Below are 18789 nucleotides of genomic sequence, written 5' to 3'. Positions count from 1 at the left end.
TGATGGCTACTGCACAGCTTTTAAATTAATGAATTGGCTTCGATTTTATTACAAAACACGTTGTAAATAAGTATAAGATGCCCTTTCAGTTTTATATCTTTACAAATTAAATACTTACCAAGCACATGAAAGAATTTTTTAAATATGTTTTTGCTACTGTTGTCGGAATTGTAATTTCAACCTTTGTTTTAGCATTTATTTTCGTTTTACTTATTGTTGGTTTTGTAGCCTCAGTAGGAGACAAAGAACTTGTTGAGGTTAAAAACAATTCGGTTTTATTTTTAAATCTAGACCAAGCAATTACAGAACGTACACCAGATAATTCTTTTGCTGGAATTCCTATTATTGGTGGCGGCGAGGAAAAAAGCATTGGCTTTTATGATGTGATTAAAGCACTAAAAGCCGCAAAAGATGATGATAAAATTGAATGTGTTTACATCAATGTAAGTTCTCCGAATGCCGGCATGGCAACCATGTTAGAAGTTAGAAATGCCATCATCGATTTTAAAAAATCTAAAAAACCTGTTATCGCTTATAGTGAAATTTATACACAGGGGGCATATTTTTTAGCTTCGGCAGCAGATAAAGTTTATTTAAATCCACAAGGCGCATTAGAGTTTAAAGGATTTAGTTCAGAATTAATGTTCTTTAAAGGCGCCTTAGATAAATTAGGCATTGAAGCTCAAATTATCAGAGTTGGAAATTATAAGAGTGCGGTTGAACCATTCATCAACACAAAAATGAGCGATTATAACCGCAAACAGGTTTCTGCTTATGTTGGTGGCTTATATGATACTTTTTTAACCAATATTTCTAAATCGAGAAACATCAGCAAGGATAGTTTATTTGTTATAGCCAATGATTATAAAATTCAGTTCCCTAAAGATGCATTGGCCTATAAAATGGTTGATGCCTTAAAATACAAGGACGAAGTACTGGATGAATTAAGAAACATTACTGGCAAGGACAAAAAAAGCACAGTTAATACAGTTAGCATAAACGATTACATCGACAATTTAACAGACGAAAATGCTGTCGAAAAAGATAAGGTAGCCGTAATTTATGCCAATGGCGATATTGTTGGAGGCGAAGGTTCTGATGAGCAAATTGGTTCTGAGCGCATATCAAGAGCAATTAGAAAAGCAAGATTAGATGATAATGTTAAAGCCATTGTTTTACGTGTTAATTCTGGTGGTGGTAGTGCTTTGGCATCTGATGTAATTTGGAGAGAAATAATTTTAAGCAAAAAGGTTAAGCCCGTAATTGCTTCTTTTGGAGATGTGGCCGCATCTGGCGGCTACTATATTGGCTGTGCCGCAGATAGTATTTTCGTTCAACCTAATACAATTACTGGCTCAATTGGTGTATTTGGTATCATTCCTAATTTCCAGAACTTGTTAAATAATAAGTTGGGTATTACCTTCGATGGTGTTAAGACTGGTCAATATGCTGATATCATGAGCGTAACCCGTCCACTAACTGCAGGCGAACGTTTCATTGTTCAAAACGGCGTAAATCAAGTGTACGATAGCTTCATTACCCGTGTTGCTGATGGTCGTAAAAAAACCAAGGCGCAAGTAGACAGCATTGGAGGTGGTCATGTTTGGATTGGTACTGACGCCGTAAAAATTGGATTGGCAGACCGTTTAGGAAGTTTTACTGATGCCATAAAATCTGCTGCTAAAAAAGCTAAAATTAAAGAATATAGAATCGTTGAATATCCAGAGAAAATAGATCCTTTAAAAGATTTTCTATCAAATGCGAAGGAGAATATCAGTATTTATTACACCAAAAAAGAACTTGGCGAAAATTACCTGATTTACAAACAAATGCAAAAAGCAATTACCAATTCTGGCATTCAAGCTAGAATGGATTATGAGATTAAAATAAAATAATTACTTCAGAATTTTCCATTCTGGATGAAGGGTGAGATAGGTTTCATTAACCATCTCACCTTTTTTGTGAATAATAATTGCCCTACTGATATCTCTAATAAACTCTGCCGCAATACCATTTGATTTTGAATCGTAAAGTAAAATTGTATCTCCTAAATTATCGTTCACAAAGGTAGCTACTTTTTTAAAATCACTATATTTTGCAGTAAAACTGGAAAGCAAATTACCATTATTTAAACCCGTAACTGTAGTAACCTTATTTGAGTTAACTCTAATTTGTTTCACATCTTTCCATTTCATCGTACTATCAGCATAAGATGAAAAAACAGCAATTTCTTGCTTCCTAAACTTAGATGTATCTCCACGATACCAAATACTCCAAGCTTTTCCCATAGCTGCATCACTAAAATCGGGCTTACCTAAAATAGAATCTAATTCAACAACATTTTGGCCTAGGTGAAATTTGCCAATCGACTTGCCAGGCACAATTAAAAATTTCGCTTCAACATTTTCAATTTTAAGACTATCAGCATTTAGCTTTATTTTATTAGAATCTGAATTACAAGAGAAAAATAAGGCAAGACAAGAAATGAAGAGATATTTAAGTTTCATAAGCTAAAAACAACAATAACTGTTTATTGTGTTCATTAATTCAATTTTTAGGTTTTAGTTTGTAATTTTACAGCAATGGAAAACAAACCCATATCACGTACATTACGACTTTTATCTCAACTAATGGAATTGCATGAAGTAAATCCATTTAAGATAAAATCTGTCGCTAATGCCGCTTTTAAGATAGATAAATTGCCTTTCGCTATAGCTTCTAAACCATTATCAGATATTGAAAAAATAGATGGGATTGGAAAAAGTATTGCTTCGAAAGTAATTGAGCTGTTAGAAACTGGAACGATTAAAGAACTTGAAGAAATTTTGCTGCAAACACCGCCAGGCATTGTAGAAATGTTAGGCATTAAGGGTATTGGTCCAAAAAAAATCAGTGTCATTTGGCACGATTTACAAATAGAAAACGTTGGCGAACTTTATTACGCTTGTAATGAAAATCGCTTGATTGAAGCCAAAGGTTTCGGACTTAAAACTCAAGAAGAAATTAAAAAAGTCATCGAATTTAAAATGGCTGCTAATGGGAAGTTTCTATATGCTCATATCGAACCAACTGTTAATCAAATTTTAACAAATTTATCTTTGTGGCTAAACAAAGTTGATGATACGGCTTTGTTAGAGATAACAGGTGGATATAGAAGAGCTGTTGAAATTATTGAGGAAGCTTTATTTGTAATTGGCACAGCCGATGTAGAAAATTTAGCTGCTCAAATTCCAGCATTTGCTGATTTAGACCTTAAAGACATTGGGGATAATAACTTTGCGGCACATACAGAAAGTGGTTTACACATCAGATTAGTTATAGTTCCTAAAGCCGATTTTTATCTTAACCTTTTTAAGTTAACTGGGAACGAACAACACGTTGCTGAAGTTTTAAAACTAGCAGGTGATGGTCCTTTCGTAGATGAATATGATGTTTACACAAAAGCTGGTTTAGATTTTATTGCACCTGAATTACGTGAGGGATTAAATGAAATTGGATTGGCGATTAAACATCAGTTGCCTATTCTAATCACTGATAACGATTTGAGGGGAACTTTACATAACCACTCTGATTGGAGCGATGGTGTACACACCTTAGAAGAAATGGCGGTGTATTGCAAAGAAACCTTGAACCTTGAGTATTTAGGTATTTGCGACCACTCTAAATCTGCCTTTTATGCAAAAGGATTAAATGAGCAGCGAGTTTATGCTCAGCATTTACAAATCGATGAGTTAAACGCCAAGCTTGCTCCTTTTAAAATCTTTAAAGGAATAGAAAGTGACATTTTAAATGATGGATCTTTAGATTATGGTGATGATATTTTAAAAACTTTTGATTTTGTTGTTGCATCTGTTCATAGTAACTTAAGAATGGACCAAGATAAAGCAACCGCAAGGTTAATTAAAGCTATAGAAAATCCCTATACCACAATTTTAGGTCATCCAACGGGGCGATTATTGCTGAGCAGAAAAGGCTACGAAATTGATTATAAAAAAGTAATCGATGCCTGTGCAGCAAATAAAGTTGTTATTGAAATTAATGCCAATCCTTTGCGCTTAGATTTAGATTGGCGTTGGCATCGATATGCATTAGAAAAAGGAGTTCTATTGTCTATTAATCCAGATGCACACAGAAAAGAAGGCTTCCATGATACGCAATATGGAGTTAAGGTTGCAAGAAAGGGAGGTTTAACAGCTGCTAAATGCCTAAACGCCTTTACATTGAATGAAATATCAAGCTACTTTGAGCAAAAAAGTAATGCTAAGCTTATTTAATTTTTTAACTACTTCATTATCCACAAGGTAAATAATGGCAGACAAGTATATTTTTTGCATGAAATGGGGCAAACTTTATGGCCCTGAATATGTTAACAGGCTGTACGCCATGGTTAAAAGAAATTTGAGCTATGAGTTTAAAATGGTTTGCTTTACGGATGATGAAATAGGAATTTCGCCTGAAGTTCAATGTTTTGCAATTCCAAGTATGGAGATTCCTGGTGGATTGCCAGAACGGATGTGGAAAAAGCTTTCTACCTTAAAAGAAGACCTATTCGGCTTAAAAGGAACTGCTCTATTTTTAGATTTAGATATTGTAATTGTTGACTCGATTGACCCGTTTTTTGACTACCCTGGAGAATTTTTAATTATAAAAGACTATAAAAAACAATGGAGAATTACAGGAAATTCTTCAGTTTATAGATTTGAAATAGGAAAACACGGTTATGTATTTGATGATTTCTTGAACACATTTGACGAAATTAGGAAGAGACACCGAAATGAACAAGAGTACCTAACCCAAGCAATTTTTGATAAAGGAAAACTGAATTATTGGCCAAAGGAATGGTGTCCAAGTTATAAATATGATTGTGTTTCTAAAATCCCGTTTGCATTTTGGGCAACGCCACGAATTCCAGATGGAGCTAAGATTATCATCTTTCACGGAGAAATTAACCCGCACAAAGCAATAGAAGGTGGAAGAGGAAAATGGTATAGGTATGTAAAACCTGCACCTTGGGTAGCTGAGTTTTGGAAATAAAACATTTGGGATATGTATAAGCTTAGCAACCATAACGTGTAACATAAAACATATAAAAATATGGTAAAGCAACTATTAGTAATTAGACACGCTAAATCGGATTGGGGTAATTCAAGTTTAAGCGATTTTGATAGACCGCTGAACAAAAGAGGAAAATCTAATGCACCAGAAATGGCAGAGCGATTGGTTAAGCAAAAAATTGTCCCTCAATTAGTTGTTAGCAGTCCTGCTTTGCGTGCTCTAACCACTGCAAAATTCTTTGCTGAGGCTTGGCAAATTCCAAAAAAAAATATACAATTAGAATCTAGCATATACGAAGCTAGTGTAAAAACACTTTTATCGGTTATTAATAATTTAGATAATCAATTTGACAGGATTGCTCTATTCGGTCATAATCCTGGCCTAACAGATTTAGTAAATTACTTTGACGGTCATATAGATAACATGCCCACCTGCAGTGTGGTTTACTTAGAATTCCCTTTCGATGATTGGAAAATGGTTAGTGCAGATACTGGAAAAGTTTTATTGTTTGATTACCCTAAAAGTGGTGAGGATTGAGTGATTTAACTGACAATGAAAATTTTTCGATAATTAAAAATTTTTACAACAAATGTGGGTTTGATTTTTCTAACCTAAAAGCTGAAAAAGAAAGCAGTGAATATGACGCGTGTACTTTCCAATTAAATGGCAAAACAATTATTCATAGAACAGCTAAAATAACACCAACCAAAATTGGTCAGTTTGTTACCATTTGGAAAAGAAATGAAAACGGCCAAACAGAACCTTTTCATGTTAATGATGATTTTGATTTGATGATCATTAGTACTAGAAAAGGAGATTTATTTGGTCAATTTATTTTCCCTAAATCAATTTTATTAGAGAAAGGTATAATCTCTAGTAACAAAGCACAAGGTAAAAGAGGAATTAGGGTTTATCCTCCTTGGGATGTGACTCTAAATAAACAAGCCCAGAAAACCCAACAATGGCAAACTGAATATTTTGTTGACGATACTAATGAGTCTACAGATAAGGCAAACCATTTAATCAAAGCGATTTAGGAGGGAAAAGAATGTTAGTGCCTATGGCTTATTCAGCCCTTCTTTTCGGCAATGTGAAAAACATTTGCCTTCAATAAGCCTGCCTGCGGTAGGCAGGGTTTATATTACAAAGCAAGTGGCTCTTTTGTGAATTTTCCCCGCAACATATAAAACCTAGATAGCTGCACAAGCTTAAGTTCAATAAACCTTATTGGAGCGAGCACGAAGACTGAGGAACGAAGGCGAAGTAAAGCGCCTGCCTGCCGGCAGGCAGGGAAAGAAGGACAGAACCTTTCCTAATGCCTTTTGCAATTGTTTTTCAAATAAAAAAGAGAAACTTATTGCTAAATTTCTCTCAGATATCTCCTCGCTTCGCTGCGTTCGATATGACGATTTTTTATTAAAACCTCAAGTGTTTTACAGTTGCACCACCATTAATTAACTGTTTCAAAGAATCAATTCCTATTTGAAGATGGCTATCTACATAATTTGTGGTTACAGAGCTATCACTTTCTGCTGTTTTAACACCTTCTGGAATCATTGGCTGGTCTGAAACCAATAACAATGCACCAGTAGGAATTTTATTAGCGAAACCAGTTGTAAAGATTGTTGCGGTCTCCATATCAACTGCCATTGCTCTTAAAGTTTTTAAATACTTCTTAAACTCCTTGTCGTGCTCCCAAACCCTACGGTTGGTGGTATAACATGTTCCAGTCCAATAATCTCTTGAGTGGTCTCTAATAGTTGTTGATATCGCCTTTTGTAAAGCAAAGGCTGGTAATGCCGGAACTTCTGCTGGTAAATAATCATTAGATGTTCCTTCTCCCCTAATCGCCGCGATTGGCAAAATTAAATCGCCCAATTGATTTTTCTTTTTAAGGCCTCCACATTTGCCTAAAAACAATACGGCTTTTGGCATAATTGCAGTTAATAAATCCATCATTGTAGCTGCCATTGCACTTCCCATACCAAAGTTGATAATGGTGATGCCATTGGCAGTAACACTTTGCATTGGCTTATCTAAACCCATAATTGGAGCATTATCATTCCACTCCGAAAACATGGTTAAGTATTTACTGAAATTGGTTAATAGAATATATTTACCAAATTCTTCTAATGGTCTGCCAGTATATCGGGGTAACCAGTTTTTTACTATTTCTTCTTTAGACTTTAATCCTGACTTTACCGGAGTTTCTACTTCTTTTACTTTTTTAGCTTTCGCTACAATTTTGGCGTCCTGTTTTACTTCTTTTTCTTCGTTCATATATTTTACTCCTTTTTATAAATGTATTAATTTTAGTTGATAGTCTATAGTCCATGGACCATCGACCATTAACCAAAAGGTTAAAAAAAATCCTCCCGAAATTTCGGGAGGATTTTTAATCTTATGCTGCTTTCAGTTTCTTAAAGTCTGCCTTTTCAAATTTCTCGATGGCATATTCTAAGGTGATATGCAATTCTTTTACCGTATCGTCTGATGGTGTGTCATACATCGCATCGAGCATGATTGCTTCACAAATGGAACGTAATCCCCTTGCTCCTAATTTATACTCCATTGCTTTGTTAACGATGAAATCTAAAACTTCATCTTCGAATATCAAATTCACATCTTCATATTCAAAAAGCTTAGTGTATTGTCTCATTAAAGAGTTTTTAGGCTCAGTTAAGATATTACGCAAAGCTTGGATATCTAACGGATTTAAGTGGGTTAAAACTGGCACACGACCAATTAACTCAGGAATTAATCCGAATGCTTTTAAATCTTGTGGTGTAATGTATTTATAAAGGTTTTTCAGGTCTAAATCTACTTCATCCTTTTTAACCTTATAACCCACAGCCTGCGTACGTAAACGATTAGCAATTTTACGTTCAATACCATCAAATGCACCACCACAGATAAATAAAATATTATTGGTGTTTACTGGTATCATTTTCTGGTCTGGATGTTTTCTTCCGCCCTGCGGTGGAACATTTACAACTGTACCTTCTAATATTTTAAGTAACGCTTGTTGTACACCTTCTCCAGAAACATCTCTTGTAATTGATGGGTTGTCGCTTTTACGAGCAACTTTATCAACCTCATCAATATAAACGATACCACGTTCTGCCGATGCTACATCATAATCTGCAGCTTGCAATAAACGAGTTAAAATACTTTCTACATCTTCTCCAACATATCCAGCTTCTGTTAAAACAGTTGCATCTACAATACAAAATGGCACATGTAAGATTTTAGCAATCGTTTTTGCCAATAAGGTTTTTCCTGTTCCAGTTTCGCCAACTAACATGATGTTAGATTTTTCAATCTCAACTTCATCCTTGTCAATTTTCTGACTTAAGCGTTTATAGTGATTGTAAACTGCTACAGAAAGTACTTTTTTTGCATCATCTTGCCCAATTACGTATTGGTCCATATGCGCTTTTATTTCAGCAGGCTTTAACAACCTAAACGATTCGTCGAACGCTTTACTTTTTTTATTGCCTAACTCCTGTGCAAGTAAAACATTGGCCTGCGTTACGCATTTGTCGCAAATATATGCGTCCATACCCTCAATAAGCATTAAAGTTTCTTGCTTTGGAGAGTTACAGAATGAGCAACGTGAGTCTTTATTTTGTTTAGCCATTTTTCTTAGTTATGAGTTATAAGTTGTGAGTTATGAGTTTATTAGCCTAGGCCTTCAACCCGTAACTCGCAACTCAAAACTGATTTATTTTTTAGTTGAACCTAACACCTCATCAATCATACCAAAACTTTTAGCTTCATCAGCTTTCATCCAGTAATCACGATCCGATGCTTTTTCTACCCATTCGTAGCTTTGACCAGAATGTTGAGAAATGATATCGTACAATTCTTTTTTCAATTTTAACATCTCTCTCAAGTTAATTTCCATATCTGAAGCAACACCTTGAGCGCCTCCAGATGGTTGGTGAATCATTACTCGTGAGTGAGTTAAGGCAGCACGTTTACCAGCAGCACCAGCTACTAATAAAACTGCACCCATAGAAGCTGCCATACCAGTACAAATTGTTGCCACATCTGGTGAGATGTATTGCATGGTATCATAAATACCTAAACCTGCATAAACTGAACCACCTGGAGAGTTGATGTAAATTTGAATATCTCTGTTTGCATCAGTTGATTGTAAGAACAACAATTGAGCTTGAATGATATTTGCATTGCCATCATAAATTGCGTCACCTAAAAAGATGATACGGTCCATCATTAAACGAGAGAAAACATCCATTTGAGCTACATTTAACTGGCGCTCCTCAATGATGTATGGTGTCATTGATTTTGGAGAATTATTAGTTGCACCAATGTAACGGTCAACGTTTAATCCATTAATTCTATGATGTTTAACTGCGTATTTTCTAAATTCTTCTTTATCTATTTTCATTGCGTTTGGGGTTAAGCGTTTGGGGATAGGCGTACAAATACCCTCAGCCCCTCATCAGTTATTTACTTTAATAAATATTTCCTAAGATTAGTTAATTTCCGTGCCAATTTATCTAATTCTTCGAGATATTGGATTAACTCAATGTCAGAAATTAATTTTCTTCTCTCCAATACTACTAAAATATTTGCATTCTCAAAGGTAGAACGGTGTGCAATATTCAGATAATGAGCAAATTCCTTATTAGAAACTGAACCTGAACCTTCAGCAATATTATTAGATATGCTAAGAGCAGCCCCATTGAGCTGCTCTGCAAATCTGTATTTTTTTATATCTGACAAACGGTCAGCTATATCTAGTAACTTGTCTGTTAAAGCTATGGAAATCTGCCATACCTCTAATGTTTGAAATTTAAATTGAGCCATTTTCAAGTATTAAGTTGAAAACAAATAGGGACTCTTTATCTATTTCTCCAAAACGCCCAACTCTTATCGCCCGACGCTTATCGTTTTACTTCAACGCTATAAACTTGTTATAGTCGATGTCTTTTTTGTCTAAAGTCGCTACCGATTGAATGTGTTCGAATACTTTTAAAGCCTTCACCTCATCGAAAATACGATTAGCATTTTCTTTTTCTTGCAAGAAGGTAGCTGTGTATTGTGCTAACTGGTCTTCTGGCATTGGTTGCGGACTGTACATTCTAAACTGTGCATCTAAACGTTGTTTAGCAGTTTCGAAAACATCTTTATACTCAATTTTAATTTCGTTTTCAGTGATGATTTTGTTTTCAATCAAAGTCCATTTAAGGTTCTTTGCGAAATCAGCAAAACCTTGCTCCAACTCTTCGTCAGTTAATTTTTCGTTAGTAGCTTTTAACCACTTGCGCAAAAATTCTTCAGGTAATTGCATTTTAGTTTGCTCAGTTAACTGGGTATAAATATCATTTTGCAATTTGCGATCTGCATCTTGCTTAAACATACTTTCAATCTCCTCAGTAATTTTAGCTCTAAAACCAGCCTCGTCAGTTACTAAACCTGCACCAAATATTTTATCAAAGAACTCTTGATTTAAATCTGACTCCTCTAAACGATTTACATTTTTAACCGTTACCTGAAATTTAGACTTCAAATCTTTTGCATCCTCTTCGCCAATGTTTAACAATTTCGCAATTACAGTTTCATTGTTATCAAAAGCTTTTTGAATGTCTAGCTCAACTACATCGTCTTTCTTTAAACCTACTAAAGATTTTAAAATCTTTTTATCAGTTACTAAATCTAAACGGATAGAACCTGTGCTTGCAATACCACCTTCAAAAATTGCTCCATCTGGAGAAAGTTGTGCCAAATCAGCATAAAGCACATCACCTTCTGCCGAAACTTCAGGGTTTGTCATTTTGCCATAGCTTTTGCGGATGTTTTTGATACGAGATTCTAAAGTTTCGTTATCAGCTTTAACATTATATGCTGTGAATTTATCTTTCGAAGTAATTTCAACATCCACCTTTGGTGCTAAACCTAATTCATATTTAAATTCAAATTCGTCTGTGTTATCCCATTTAAATTCTTTTGTATCATCCATTACTGGTAACGGCTGACCAAGAACTTCAACTTTATTATCTGTTAAGTGTTTAGAAAGGTTTTCACTTAACATGTTATTAATTTCTTCTACCAAAATGCTTTTGCCATACATTCTTTTCATATGGGCAACTGGCACCATTCCTTTACGGAAACCTGGAAGATTTGCTTTTTTAGCTTGCTCTTTAAGGGCTTTTTCTACTCTTGGTGTGTAATCAGAAGGAGCGATAGTAATTTTAACTATTGCATTTAAATCGTCAATTTTTTCTTGTGTAATATTCATTTTAGATATGAGTATTGAGATATGAGATTTGAGACAAATTGCCGAACTCAAATAACACATCGATTTATATTTAATTTTTTATCAATGTCTTTATAAAATTGAAGCCGTCTCGATTTAACGAAACGGCTTCAGGTATTGTGCGGATGAAGGGACTCGAACCCCCACGCCGTGAAGCGCCAGATCCTAAGTCTGGTGCGGCTACCAATTACGCCACATCCGCAGTTAGGATTTATTTTGGATTGCAAAGATAGCGTTTTGCATCAATAAACAAAATTATGATGATTTATTTTTAGTAATTATTGTAAGGTTGGAATGTTGAAAAGTTGGAATGTTTTGAAGTAACCGAACATCAAATTTCTATCTTATTAATATTGAGGGATTAAGGAATTAGAAAAGCAGTTGCGGTAATTTTATTTGAGGCAGTCGGGCTTTTTGCTACAATCTTTTAAACCTCATAGGTTTTAGAAACCTATGAGGTTTTTTAAAAAGGATTTCCGCTCCAATCCCGTTTAGTTAACATTGGCTTGTGCAACTATGTAGGGCTGCAAACTGCCAAGAACCATAAACAATACCATTGTCCGCGTTTGCAACGCGGACACTTGAATAGAGCATTTTTAATGCTCACACAATATTAAGCGATAAAATCCCTCACCTCAAACATCCTCGTTACAAACGAGGACGATTTCACGGCTTATGCAACTATGTAGGACTGCCAACTGCCAAGAACCACCAATTTTGTAAAATAAACCTTATTGAAATGGAAAGCTCCCGATTTTTCTCGGGACTTGGAATGAAAAGAAGGACTGAAGCTACTGAAGAACTACTGACATTCTTTTTCTAATGTATGAAAATTATCTCCGTCAGCTAAAGCAGACGGCAATGATTAATGAGCTATTTCCTAGCTAATGCGCATGGGAATGTTAAGCGAAGCGAAATCCCGACTCTTCGGGAAACTAATGAACCTTCAACTCTTCCTGCAAATGAAAAAGATAGTTTACAGCTTTAACCAACCTACTTCCATACCAAGAAAACATCTCGCCATCTACCAGCATTACTTTTGCATTAGACAAGACTGATTGAATTTCATCAATGTGTTTTTGCTTAAAAGGATAAGGTTCTGAAGAAAGGAAAATGAGTTGGGGGTTGAGAGTTTGGAGTTGGGAAAGATTTAGCTCAGGATATCGATTCTTTTGAATAACATTTTGTAAACCGATTTTTCTTAAAATATCGTCTATAAAAGTATTTCGCCCAGCAGACATATACGGGTCTTTCCAAATTAGATAAGCTACAGATTTGTTAATGTTTTTCTCGACTGCTAAAGTCTGTAAATCTGTAAAACCTGCATTGATTAAATGATTTAAATAAGCTGCTTCGGGCTCACGATTTACTATCTCTCCTATTTGTGAAATAGTTTTTGTTGCATCTTCCAAATTATAGATATCGCTCATCCAAACTGGAAATTCTTGCATTAATAACTCGACTTCTTCTTTCGTATTCTCTTCTTTATTACCAATAATTAAATCGGGTTTTAAATCTCTAATTTTTTCGATTAAAAGCTTTTTCGTTCCGCCTACTTTGGTTTTAGCCGCAAACTTTTCTATTGGATGAATGCAAAATTTAGTTACGCCAACAACCTCTTCATCCAAACCTAAATCGAAAAGCAACTCGGTTTGAGAAGGCACAATAGAAACAATCCTTTTAGGTGGATAATTAAACATGACCTCATTGCCAAGCTGATCTTTGACGGTTTTTTGCATAGTCCAAAGATAAGGTTTAAGGTTGAGGGTTTAATCTCTTCTACCTTCAGCCTTTTACCTTTACTCGTATTTTAATGCATCTACCGGATTATTAACCGCAGCTTTTCTCGCCTGTAAACTAACCGTAAATACAGCAATAATTACAGAAGTTAAGGTTGCAATGGCAAATGGCCAAAAAGGCATATCAATTCTGTATGCAAATCCTTCCAACCATTTTTTAGTTAATATAAAGGCGATTGGCCAACTAATTAAGTTTGCACTAATCACCAAAATCATAAATGATCTATTTAGCATATTAATGATTTGGAAATCTGACGCCCCCAATATTTTACGGATTGCAATTTCTTTTGTTCTGCGTTTCGCCATAAAGGTAGATAGCGCAAACAAGCCTAGCAATGAAAGTACAACTGAAATGATGCTAAAAAGCACAACAATCTGCATTAATCTAATTGAGGGTTTTAGTTCTTTTTGAAAAGCATCTTCCACAGAAGTGTAAATCATTGGAAAATCGGGATATACCTTTTTCCACTCTGCCTCTATTGTTTTAATTGCTGTTTGATAATGATTATTATCAAAACGAACTAACAAGTTATTGGTATTTGATGAACCTCCTAAATGAGTTACTTTATAGATGGTAGGTAAAACTGCCTTTTCAAAGCTTTCGTTGTTATAATCTTTAATAACCCCAACAACTTGAAAAACATCGTTTTTTGGACCGCTCGTAAATGTTTTGCCTACCAAATTTTTACCCAATAAATTTGCTGCTGTTTGATTCAACACAACTGAGTTAATGGTGTCTTGTGCATATTCTTTTCCAAAAATTCTTCCACTTATCACTTTTACACCCAATGCTGGCAATGCGTCCATGGTAACTGTTACTGCATTAACTTCAAATTTCTGATTGTTAAAGGTGAGTTCTCTTGAGGTATTGAAAGTATTTCCCATAACTTGGGTTGTTGTTGCCACATATTTTACTGATGGCATCCGTTTGATACTCTCTACAAACGCATCTCCTTCATCATAATTAGTAGAAATGTTTATCAATTTATCTCGATCAAAACCCAAATCTTTACTAGCCATGTAATCATTCTGTTTATACATGACACCAATGCCAATGATAAAGGTTACTGCTATGATAAATTGCAAAACCACTAAACCATTTCTTAGTGCAATGCCGCTAAAACCACTTTCGTAATTTCCTTTTAATACCTTAACAGGATTATATTTTGCTAAAACCATAGCTGGGTAAAAACCTGCCAGTAAAGTTATAAGTACAAATAAGCCTAGCAATTGAGCAATAATCGAAAACAGTTGATTGCTATGCCAAAAGCTAAGCTGCACATCAAAATGATTGCTAAAAGCCGGTAAAAATAATTCGACCAGTATTATTGTGATAAAAAGAGATGTAAGCGTTTGGATAGCCGACTCAATTAAAAATTGCAGCAACAATTGTTTTTTATATGCGCCTAATACCTTTTTTACCCCTACTTCTTTTGCCCGTTGAACAGATTGAGCTGTAGCTAAATTTACAAAGTTGATAACTGAAATAATTAGCAAGAAAATAGATAATGCAATAATTGGCTTAATTTTATCTAACCAGTTTTCTGAAAATGAAGGCGTTGAATATACTTCACTAATTGGTAATACTTTCAGCCCTGCTTTTCTGTTTTTTTCTTTATAAAACTCTTCATAAGTTGTTCCTCTAGCTTTCAGCAGTGCCTTTTTATAATCCACATAAACGTTTAGAAGGCTTTTGTTTAGGACATTTGTATCTAGAGATTTCTCAGCCCGAACATAAATTCCCGTATAATTTGAATTGCTAATTTGGTCTGGGTCTGCATCTCTGTCTCCTGTATGGGTAACGGCATTAAACGCTAGGCTTTCAGAAGTTGAGGGGTCTTTAACCACACCTGTTACAGTCATTAAATTGCCCTCATCGCTTCTCCATCTTACTAACTTCAGCTGCCTACCTATTACTTTATCGGTTCCAAATAATCGAAAAGCTACACTCTGTTTTAAAACGATAGTATTTGGTGCATTAATAGCAGTTAATTCATTGCCCCCAATAAACTCATACGGAAACACTTTAAAGAAAAGTGAATCAGCATCAACTATATCTTTAACAATTACGGGACTATTTTTATCAATTTTTACAGAATAACCATCTCCCCAACCCTCGCTAGCCTTAGTTACATATTTAAACTGTGGTATCTTTTCCTTTAGAACCGTTGCAATTCTTGATTCACTTCGTTGTTGCCAATAAGGCTTGTTATCTGGCGTGAAAAAATCGTGAAATTCTCTAACTTGATAAACGTTTTTCAGTTCAGGGCTCCATTTATCGTAACTTGATTGGTGATTTACAAATAACAATAAAAGCACAAAAGCCGTAAGACCGATTGCTAATCCGCCAATATTAATGGCAGCATAAACTTTGTTCTTAAATAAATTTCGAAGGGCGATTTTTAGGTTGAGTTTGAACATCCGTTTAGATTTTAGAGGTGAGATATGAGATGTGAGCTTTAGTTTATATGGCTATTCGTATTTAAGTGCATCAACTGGTGATTTTTTCAAGGTCTTAATTGCCTGTATCGAAACTGTTAAAATGGTAAGGGTTAAGCAAATTAATAGGCCTACTAAAAAAGGTTGATAACTCAACTCAATTCGGTAATAAAACCCATTTAACCATTCTTTAATTAGATAATATGCAAAAGGCCAAACAATGATGTTGGCGATAATAATCATTTTAACGAAACCGCTATTTAACAAAGCCAGTAAATCCTTAGCAGAAGCACCTAATATTTTACGAACAGCTATTTCCTTTGTTCGTTGCTCTAAATCAAAATAAACCATTCCAAACAAACCAATACAGCATAATATAATTGCAATACCGGCAAAGGATATAAACACACTGCCTAAACGCATCTCTTCTAGATAGAGCTTTTCTAAATGGTCATCCAAAAATGAGAATTCGGGAGCTGGTATTGTAAAATACTTTCTCCATACAGTTTCAATTGCTCTTTTTACACTTTTTATTTCCAGTGGGTCAATTTTAATATAAGTATGCCCAGCATTACTATTAGGTTCTACATACAATGCCATTGGCGTAACTTTCGAATGTAGCGACATGCCATTAAAATCTTTTACCACCCCAATTATAGTTCCTTTTAAACCTGGCAGATTTAAAGTTTTATTAAGCTGGCCAGCAAGCTTAAGTTCCGTTTCTGCGGTTTGGTTCAGTATGATTGGCCGAGACAATTGACTTTTTTCAAGCGCTTCTTTCGACTGCCCTTTTTCTGGCGAAGATGAATATTTAGCTCTATCTACGCCATATTGATTGGAAAATATTCTTCCCTTTACCAGTTCAAGATTTAGTGTTTTGATGAAGTCAAAATCGCTGAAAATCATAGCAGTTTGAACGGTCTTTGTAGAGTCCTTTTTATCTGTCCACTCAGATACTTCACGATAGCTTTCGCCCAGATTAAAAGTAGAAAGTGATATAGATTCAATACCTTTATACCTTAACAAATCATTCTTAAAGCTTTCGTATTTATCATCATAGCCTTGCCAAAAACCTTTTTTCGATTCGGCCATCAAGACATGATCCTTATCGAAGCCCAATTTTTTATTGCTAATAAAATTAAGTTGACTATAAATAACCAGCGTGCATACAATTAAAAATGCAGATACTGCAAACTGAATCACAATGAGCGATTTTTTTAAACTAAAAGAACTAGTTGATGTGTTAACATTTCCCTTTAAGGTTTTAACAGGCATTAATCGAGACAGAATAATTGCTGGATAAAATCCTGCTAAAAAACCTGACAAGATAATTAGGGCAGATACAGCAAGCATTGATTTGATATTAAAAACAGTCTTTAAATCAATAGCTATCCCCAACTTATCACTAAACATAGGCACTAAATCGTAGCTAATAACCATGGCAAGAAAAGTAGCAACAACAAAATAGATGTAACTTTCGCTCAAGAATTGAACACGAAGTTGTTTTACCGATGCTCCCATCACTTTCTTAATGCCAATTTCCTTTCCTCTCTTTAAAGATGCTGATACAGTTAGGTTGATGAAATTAATGAGTGCTATAAAAAGAATAAAAAACGCCATTGTGCAAAAAATATAGATATATTTTACATCACTGTTTGTCTCTATCTCAGTATCAGTATGCGAATAAAGGTGAATTTTAGTTACTGGCATAAATTTAACACGATAGTGTTCAGGAACCTGGTATTGCTTGCTAAGTGACCTTAATTTTTGTTCGACTGTTTCAATTGAAGCACCTTTTTTTAACAGAATATATTCTGATGACAACCTATATCCATACCATTTAAAGGGTTCTTCTTCTTTGATATTCGCAAATACATTACCCTTAAAATGTGAAGCTTCTGGTAAATCTTGCATTACAGCCACAATTTGCTGTGGAACAGGGTGTTTGACAGTTACGAACTGGCCAATTGCACTTTTATTTGGAAAAAATATTTTAGCCAATTTTTCAGATATCGCTATTGTATTCGGTAGCGACAATGCACTTTTATTTCCTTGCACTATTTTTATTCCGAATATGTCAAAATAAGATAGATTGGCCATATTAAGTTCAACAGGAAATTCATTTCTTCCCACGTTAATCTCTAATGGATTTGCCTGTAATCTTGAGGCATGCTCAATTTCGGGAATATTTTCCATCAACACTTGCGCAAAACCTAGCGGACTGCTTGACCGTTCTGTATTTTCAGCTTTATCTATCAAGTGGATTCTATACACACGGTCGGCATTCGGATTTTCTCTATCGTAGGAAAGCTCATACATCACATAAGAAATCAAAACAATTACAGTGCTTAATCCAACAACAAGACCAAACAATTTAATGGTATTTGTTGCCTTATATTTCCAGATATTTCTGAATGCAATTTTAAGGTTGAGTTTTAACATCCGTTTAGATTTGAGTCCCGATAGCTATCGGGATGAGATATGAGATATGAGACAAAGTTTGAGAACTGAAAACTGTTAACCGTTAACTGAAACGTCTTCCTTTATCACCCCATCTTCTATAGTTAAAATTCTGTTTCCATATTGCGCATTTTTCTCCGAGTGTGTAACCTGAAGAATAGTGATTCCTTCCTCCTGATTTAACTTTTTAAACAAATCCATTATCTGCTCTGCTTGTGCAGATTGTAAGTTTCCAGTCGGTTCATCAGCCAAAATAATTGATGGTTGTGCAACCAGAGCTCTAGCAATACCAACTAGTTGCTGTTGACCACCCGATAATTGATTTGGAAATAAATCTTTTTTAGCAACCATATTAAATCGATCCAAAATATCCGCAATGCGACTTTTACGTTCTGATGAAGGGATTTTTTTGTACAGTAACGGAGCTTCAATATTTTCGGCAACTGTCATCTCATCAATTAAATGGTATGCTTGAAAAACAAAACCAATGTGGTTACGATACAATTCGATTCTTTGGCGCTCTTTCATTGCAGTTACATCTTCGCCCATAAAATGATATTCGCCATAAGTGGGTTCCTCTAGCATTCCTAAAATATTTAACAAAGTTGATTTTCCGGCACCAGAAGGCCCCATAATGGAAACAAATTCTCCTTGTTTAATACTTGTTGTTACGTGACGAAGGATGTAGCTCTTTACTCCTTTGTTAGCGTAGTATTTTTCTATGTTTTTAAGTTCAATCATTTTGTAGTA

Annotated in this window: 15 protein-coding genes and 1 tRNA gene; 5 read left to right on the top strand and 11 right to left on the bottom strand. The window is 34.9% G+C overall.

Translation table 11 applies throughout. The features are described 5' to 3' along the window. The first annotated feature begins 125 nt into the window (after window positions 1–125). Window positions 126–1895, top strand: coding sequence for a signal peptide peptidase SppA (gene sppA, locus R2Q59_RS02475; protein WP_316783397.1), 1770 nt, complete (start codon window positions 126–128; stop codon window positions 1893–1895). Here the strand turns inward: sppA and R2Q59_RS02470 are convergent, their stop codons facing one another. Beyond that, window positions 1896–2507, bottom strand: a complete 612-nt coding sequence (locus R2Q59_RS02470; RefSeq protein WP_316765435.1) for a hypothetical protein — start codon at window positions 2505–2507, stop codon at window positions 1896–1898. It lies immediately after the preceding gene. Window positions 2508–2582: 75 nt separating this feature from the next. Here R2Q59_RS02470 and R2Q59_RS02465 point away from each other — a divergent pair, with 75 nt between their 5' ends. Genes R2Q59_RS02465 through R2Q59_RS02450 form a run of 4 tightly spaced genes read left to right on the top strand, consistent with a single transcriptional unit; the run spans window position 2583 to window position 6092 of the window. After that, complete coding sequence (locus R2Q59_RS02465; protein ID WP_316783395.1) at window positions 2583–4274, top strand: helix-hairpin-helix domain-containing protein; 1692 nt, start codon at window positions 2583–2585, stop codon at window positions 4272–4274. A 34-nt stretch (window positions 4275–4308) separates the two neighbouring features. After that, window positions 4309–5034, top strand: coding sequence for a hypothetical protein (locus R2Q59_RS02460; protein ID WP_316783393.1), 726 nt, complete (start codon window positions 4309–4311; stop codon window positions 5032–5034). 60 nt (window positions 5035–5094) lie between these two features. Next, the gene (locus tag R2Q59_RS02455) at window positions 5095–5592 is read left to right on the top strand and encodes a SixA phosphatase family protein (protein WP_316783392.1); all 498 of its coding nucleotides are present in this window, start codon (window positions 5095–5097) and stop codon (window positions 5590–5592) included. Beyond that, a complete protein-coding gene (locus R2Q59_RS02450) occupies window positions 5589–6092 on the top strand; it encodes a MepB family protein (RefSeq protein WP_316765428.1) in 504 nt (167 codons plus the stop codon). The genes R2Q59_RS02455 and R2Q59_RS02450 overlap by 4 nt, the downstream gene beginning before the upstream one ends. 379 nt (window positions 6093–6471) lie before the next feature. On the opposite strand, the gene R2Q59_RS02445 is transcribed toward R2Q59_RS02450, so the two are convergent. The 10 genes from R2Q59_RS02445 to R2Q59_RS02400 all read right to left on the bottom strand — a co-directional run bounded on the left by R2Q59_RS02445 (window position 6472) and on the right by R2Q59_RS02400 (window position 18780). After that, a complete protein-coding gene (locus tag R2Q59_RS02445; RefSeq protein ID WP_316783390.1) occupies window positions 6472–7335 on the bottom strand; it encodes an AMP nucleosidase in 864 nt (287 codons plus the stop codon). A gap of 121 nt (window positions 7336–7456) precedes the next feature. Next, complete coding sequence (clpX, locus tag R2Q59_RS02440; protein ID WP_316783388.1) at window positions 7457–8695, bottom strand: ATP-dependent Clp protease ATP-binding subunit ClpX; 1239 nt, start codon at window positions 8693–8695, stop codon at window positions 7457–7459. Between the two features lie 84 nt (window positions 8696–8779). Further along, complete coding sequence (clpP, locus tag R2Q59_RS02435; RefSeq protein ID WP_316783386.1) at window positions 8780–9469, bottom strand: ATP-dependent Clp endopeptidase proteolytic subunit ClpP; 690 nt, start codon at window positions 9467–9469, stop codon at window positions 8780–8782. A gap of 62 nt (window positions 9470–9531) precedes the next feature. Further along, entirely contained in the window at window positions 9532–9891 is a 360-nt protein-coding gene (locus R2Q59_RS02430) for a four helix bundle protein (RefSeq protein ID WP_316765423.1), read from the bottom strand. Window positions 9892–9976: 85 nt separating this feature from the next. Continuing rightward, window positions 9977–11323, bottom strand: coding sequence for a trigger factor (gene tig, locus R2Q59_RS02425; RefSeq protein ID WP_316783384.1), 1347 nt, complete (start codon window positions 11321–11323; stop codon window positions 9977–9979). A gap of 138 nt (window positions 11324–11461) precedes the next feature. Beyond that, a tRNA-Leu gene (locus R2Q59_RS02420) sits at window positions 11462–11543 on the bottom strand. 733 nt (window positions 11544–12276) lie between these two features. Continuing rightward, on the bottom strand, window positions 12277–13080 hold the full coding sequence (locus R2Q59_RS02415; protein ID WP_316765420.1) for a helical backbone metal receptor: 804 nt from the start codon (window positions 13078–13080) through the stop codon (window positions 12277–12279). Between the two features lie 60 nt (window positions 13081–13140). Then, the gene (locus R2Q59_RS02410) at window positions 13141–15561 is read right to left on the bottom strand and encodes an ABC transporter permease (RefSeq protein WP_316783382.1); all 2421 of its coding nucleotides are present in this window, start codon (window positions 15559–15561) and stop codon (window positions 13141–13143) included. 51 nt (window positions 15562–15612) lie between these two features. Beyond that, entirely contained in the window at window positions 15613–18021 is a 2409-nt protein-coding gene (locus tag R2Q59_RS02405; RefSeq protein WP_316783380.1) for an ABC transporter permease, read from the bottom strand. Between the two features lie 75 nt (window positions 18022–18096). Beyond that, window positions 18097–18780: an ABC transporter ATP-binding protein gene (locus R2Q59_RS02400; protein ID WP_316765415.1), complete on the bottom strand. Its 684-nt coding sequence runs from the start codon at window positions 18778–18780 to the stop codon at window positions 18097–18099. Between the last annotated feature and the right edge of the window lie 9 nt (window positions 18781–18789).

The organism is Pedobacter frigiditerrae, assembly GCF_032678705.1.
GTDB classification, from domain to species: domain Bacteria; phylum Bacteroidota; class Bacteroidia; order Sphingobacteriales; family Sphingobacteriaceae; genus Pedobacter; species Pedobacter frigiditerrae_A.
The sequence above is the reverse complement of the archived record's forward strand: the minus strand, read 5'-3'. Positions and strand labels throughout refer to the sequence as shown.

Coding starts and splice junctions, on each gene's coding strand:
- sppA (WP_316783397.1), top strand. CDS start 126: ATGAAAGAATTTTTTAAATATGTTTTTGCTACTGTTGTCGGAATTGTA.
- R2Q59_RS02470 (WP_316765435.1), bottom strand. CDS start 2,507: ATGAAACTTAAATATCTCTTCATTTCTTGTCTTGCCTTATTTTTCTCT.
- R2Q59_RS02465 (WP_316783395.1), top strand. CDS start 2,583: ATGGAAAACAAACCCATATCACGTACATTACGACTTTTATCTCAACTA.
- R2Q59_RS02460 (WP_316783393.1), top strand. CDS start 4,309: ATGGCAGACAAGTATATTTTTTGCATGAAATGGGGCAAACTTTATGGC.
- R2Q59_RS02455 (WP_316783392.1), top strand. CDS start 5,095: ATGGTAAAGCAACTATTAGTAATTAGACACGCTAAATCGGATTGGGGT.
- R2Q59_RS02445 (WP_316783390.1), bottom strand. CDS start 7,335: ATGAACGAAGAAAAAGAAGTAAAACAGGACGCCAAAATTGTAGCGAAA.
- clpX (WP_316783388.1), bottom strand. CDS start 8,695: ATGGCTAAACAAAATAAAGACTCACGTTGCTCATTCTGTAACTCTCCA.
- clpP (WP_316783386.1), bottom strand. CDS start 9,469: ATGAAAATAGATAAAGAAGAATTTAGAAAATACGCAGTTAAACATCAT.
- R2Q59_RS02430 (WP_316765423.1), bottom strand. CDS start 9,891: ATGGCTCAATTTAAATTTCAAACATTAGAGGTATGGCAGATTTCCATA.
- tig (WP_316783384.1), bottom strand. CDS start 11,323: ATGAATATTACACAAGAAAAAATTGACGATTTAAATGCAATAGTTAAA.
- R2Q59_RS02415 (WP_316765420.1), bottom strand. CDS start 13,080: ATGCAAAAAACCGTCAAAGATCAGCTTGGCAATGAGGTCATGTTTAAT.
- R2Q59_RS02410 (WP_316783382.1), bottom strand. CDS start 15,561: ATGTTCAAACTCAACCTAAAAATCGCCCTTCGAAATTTATTTAAGAAC.
- R2Q59_RS02405 (WP_316783380.1), bottom strand. CDS start 18,021: ATGTTAAAACTCAACCTTAAAATTGCATTCAGAAATATCTGGAAATAT.
- R2Q59_RS02400 (WP_316765415.1), bottom strand. CDS start 18,780: ATGATTGAACTTAAAAACATAGAAAAATACTACGCTAACAAAGGAGTA.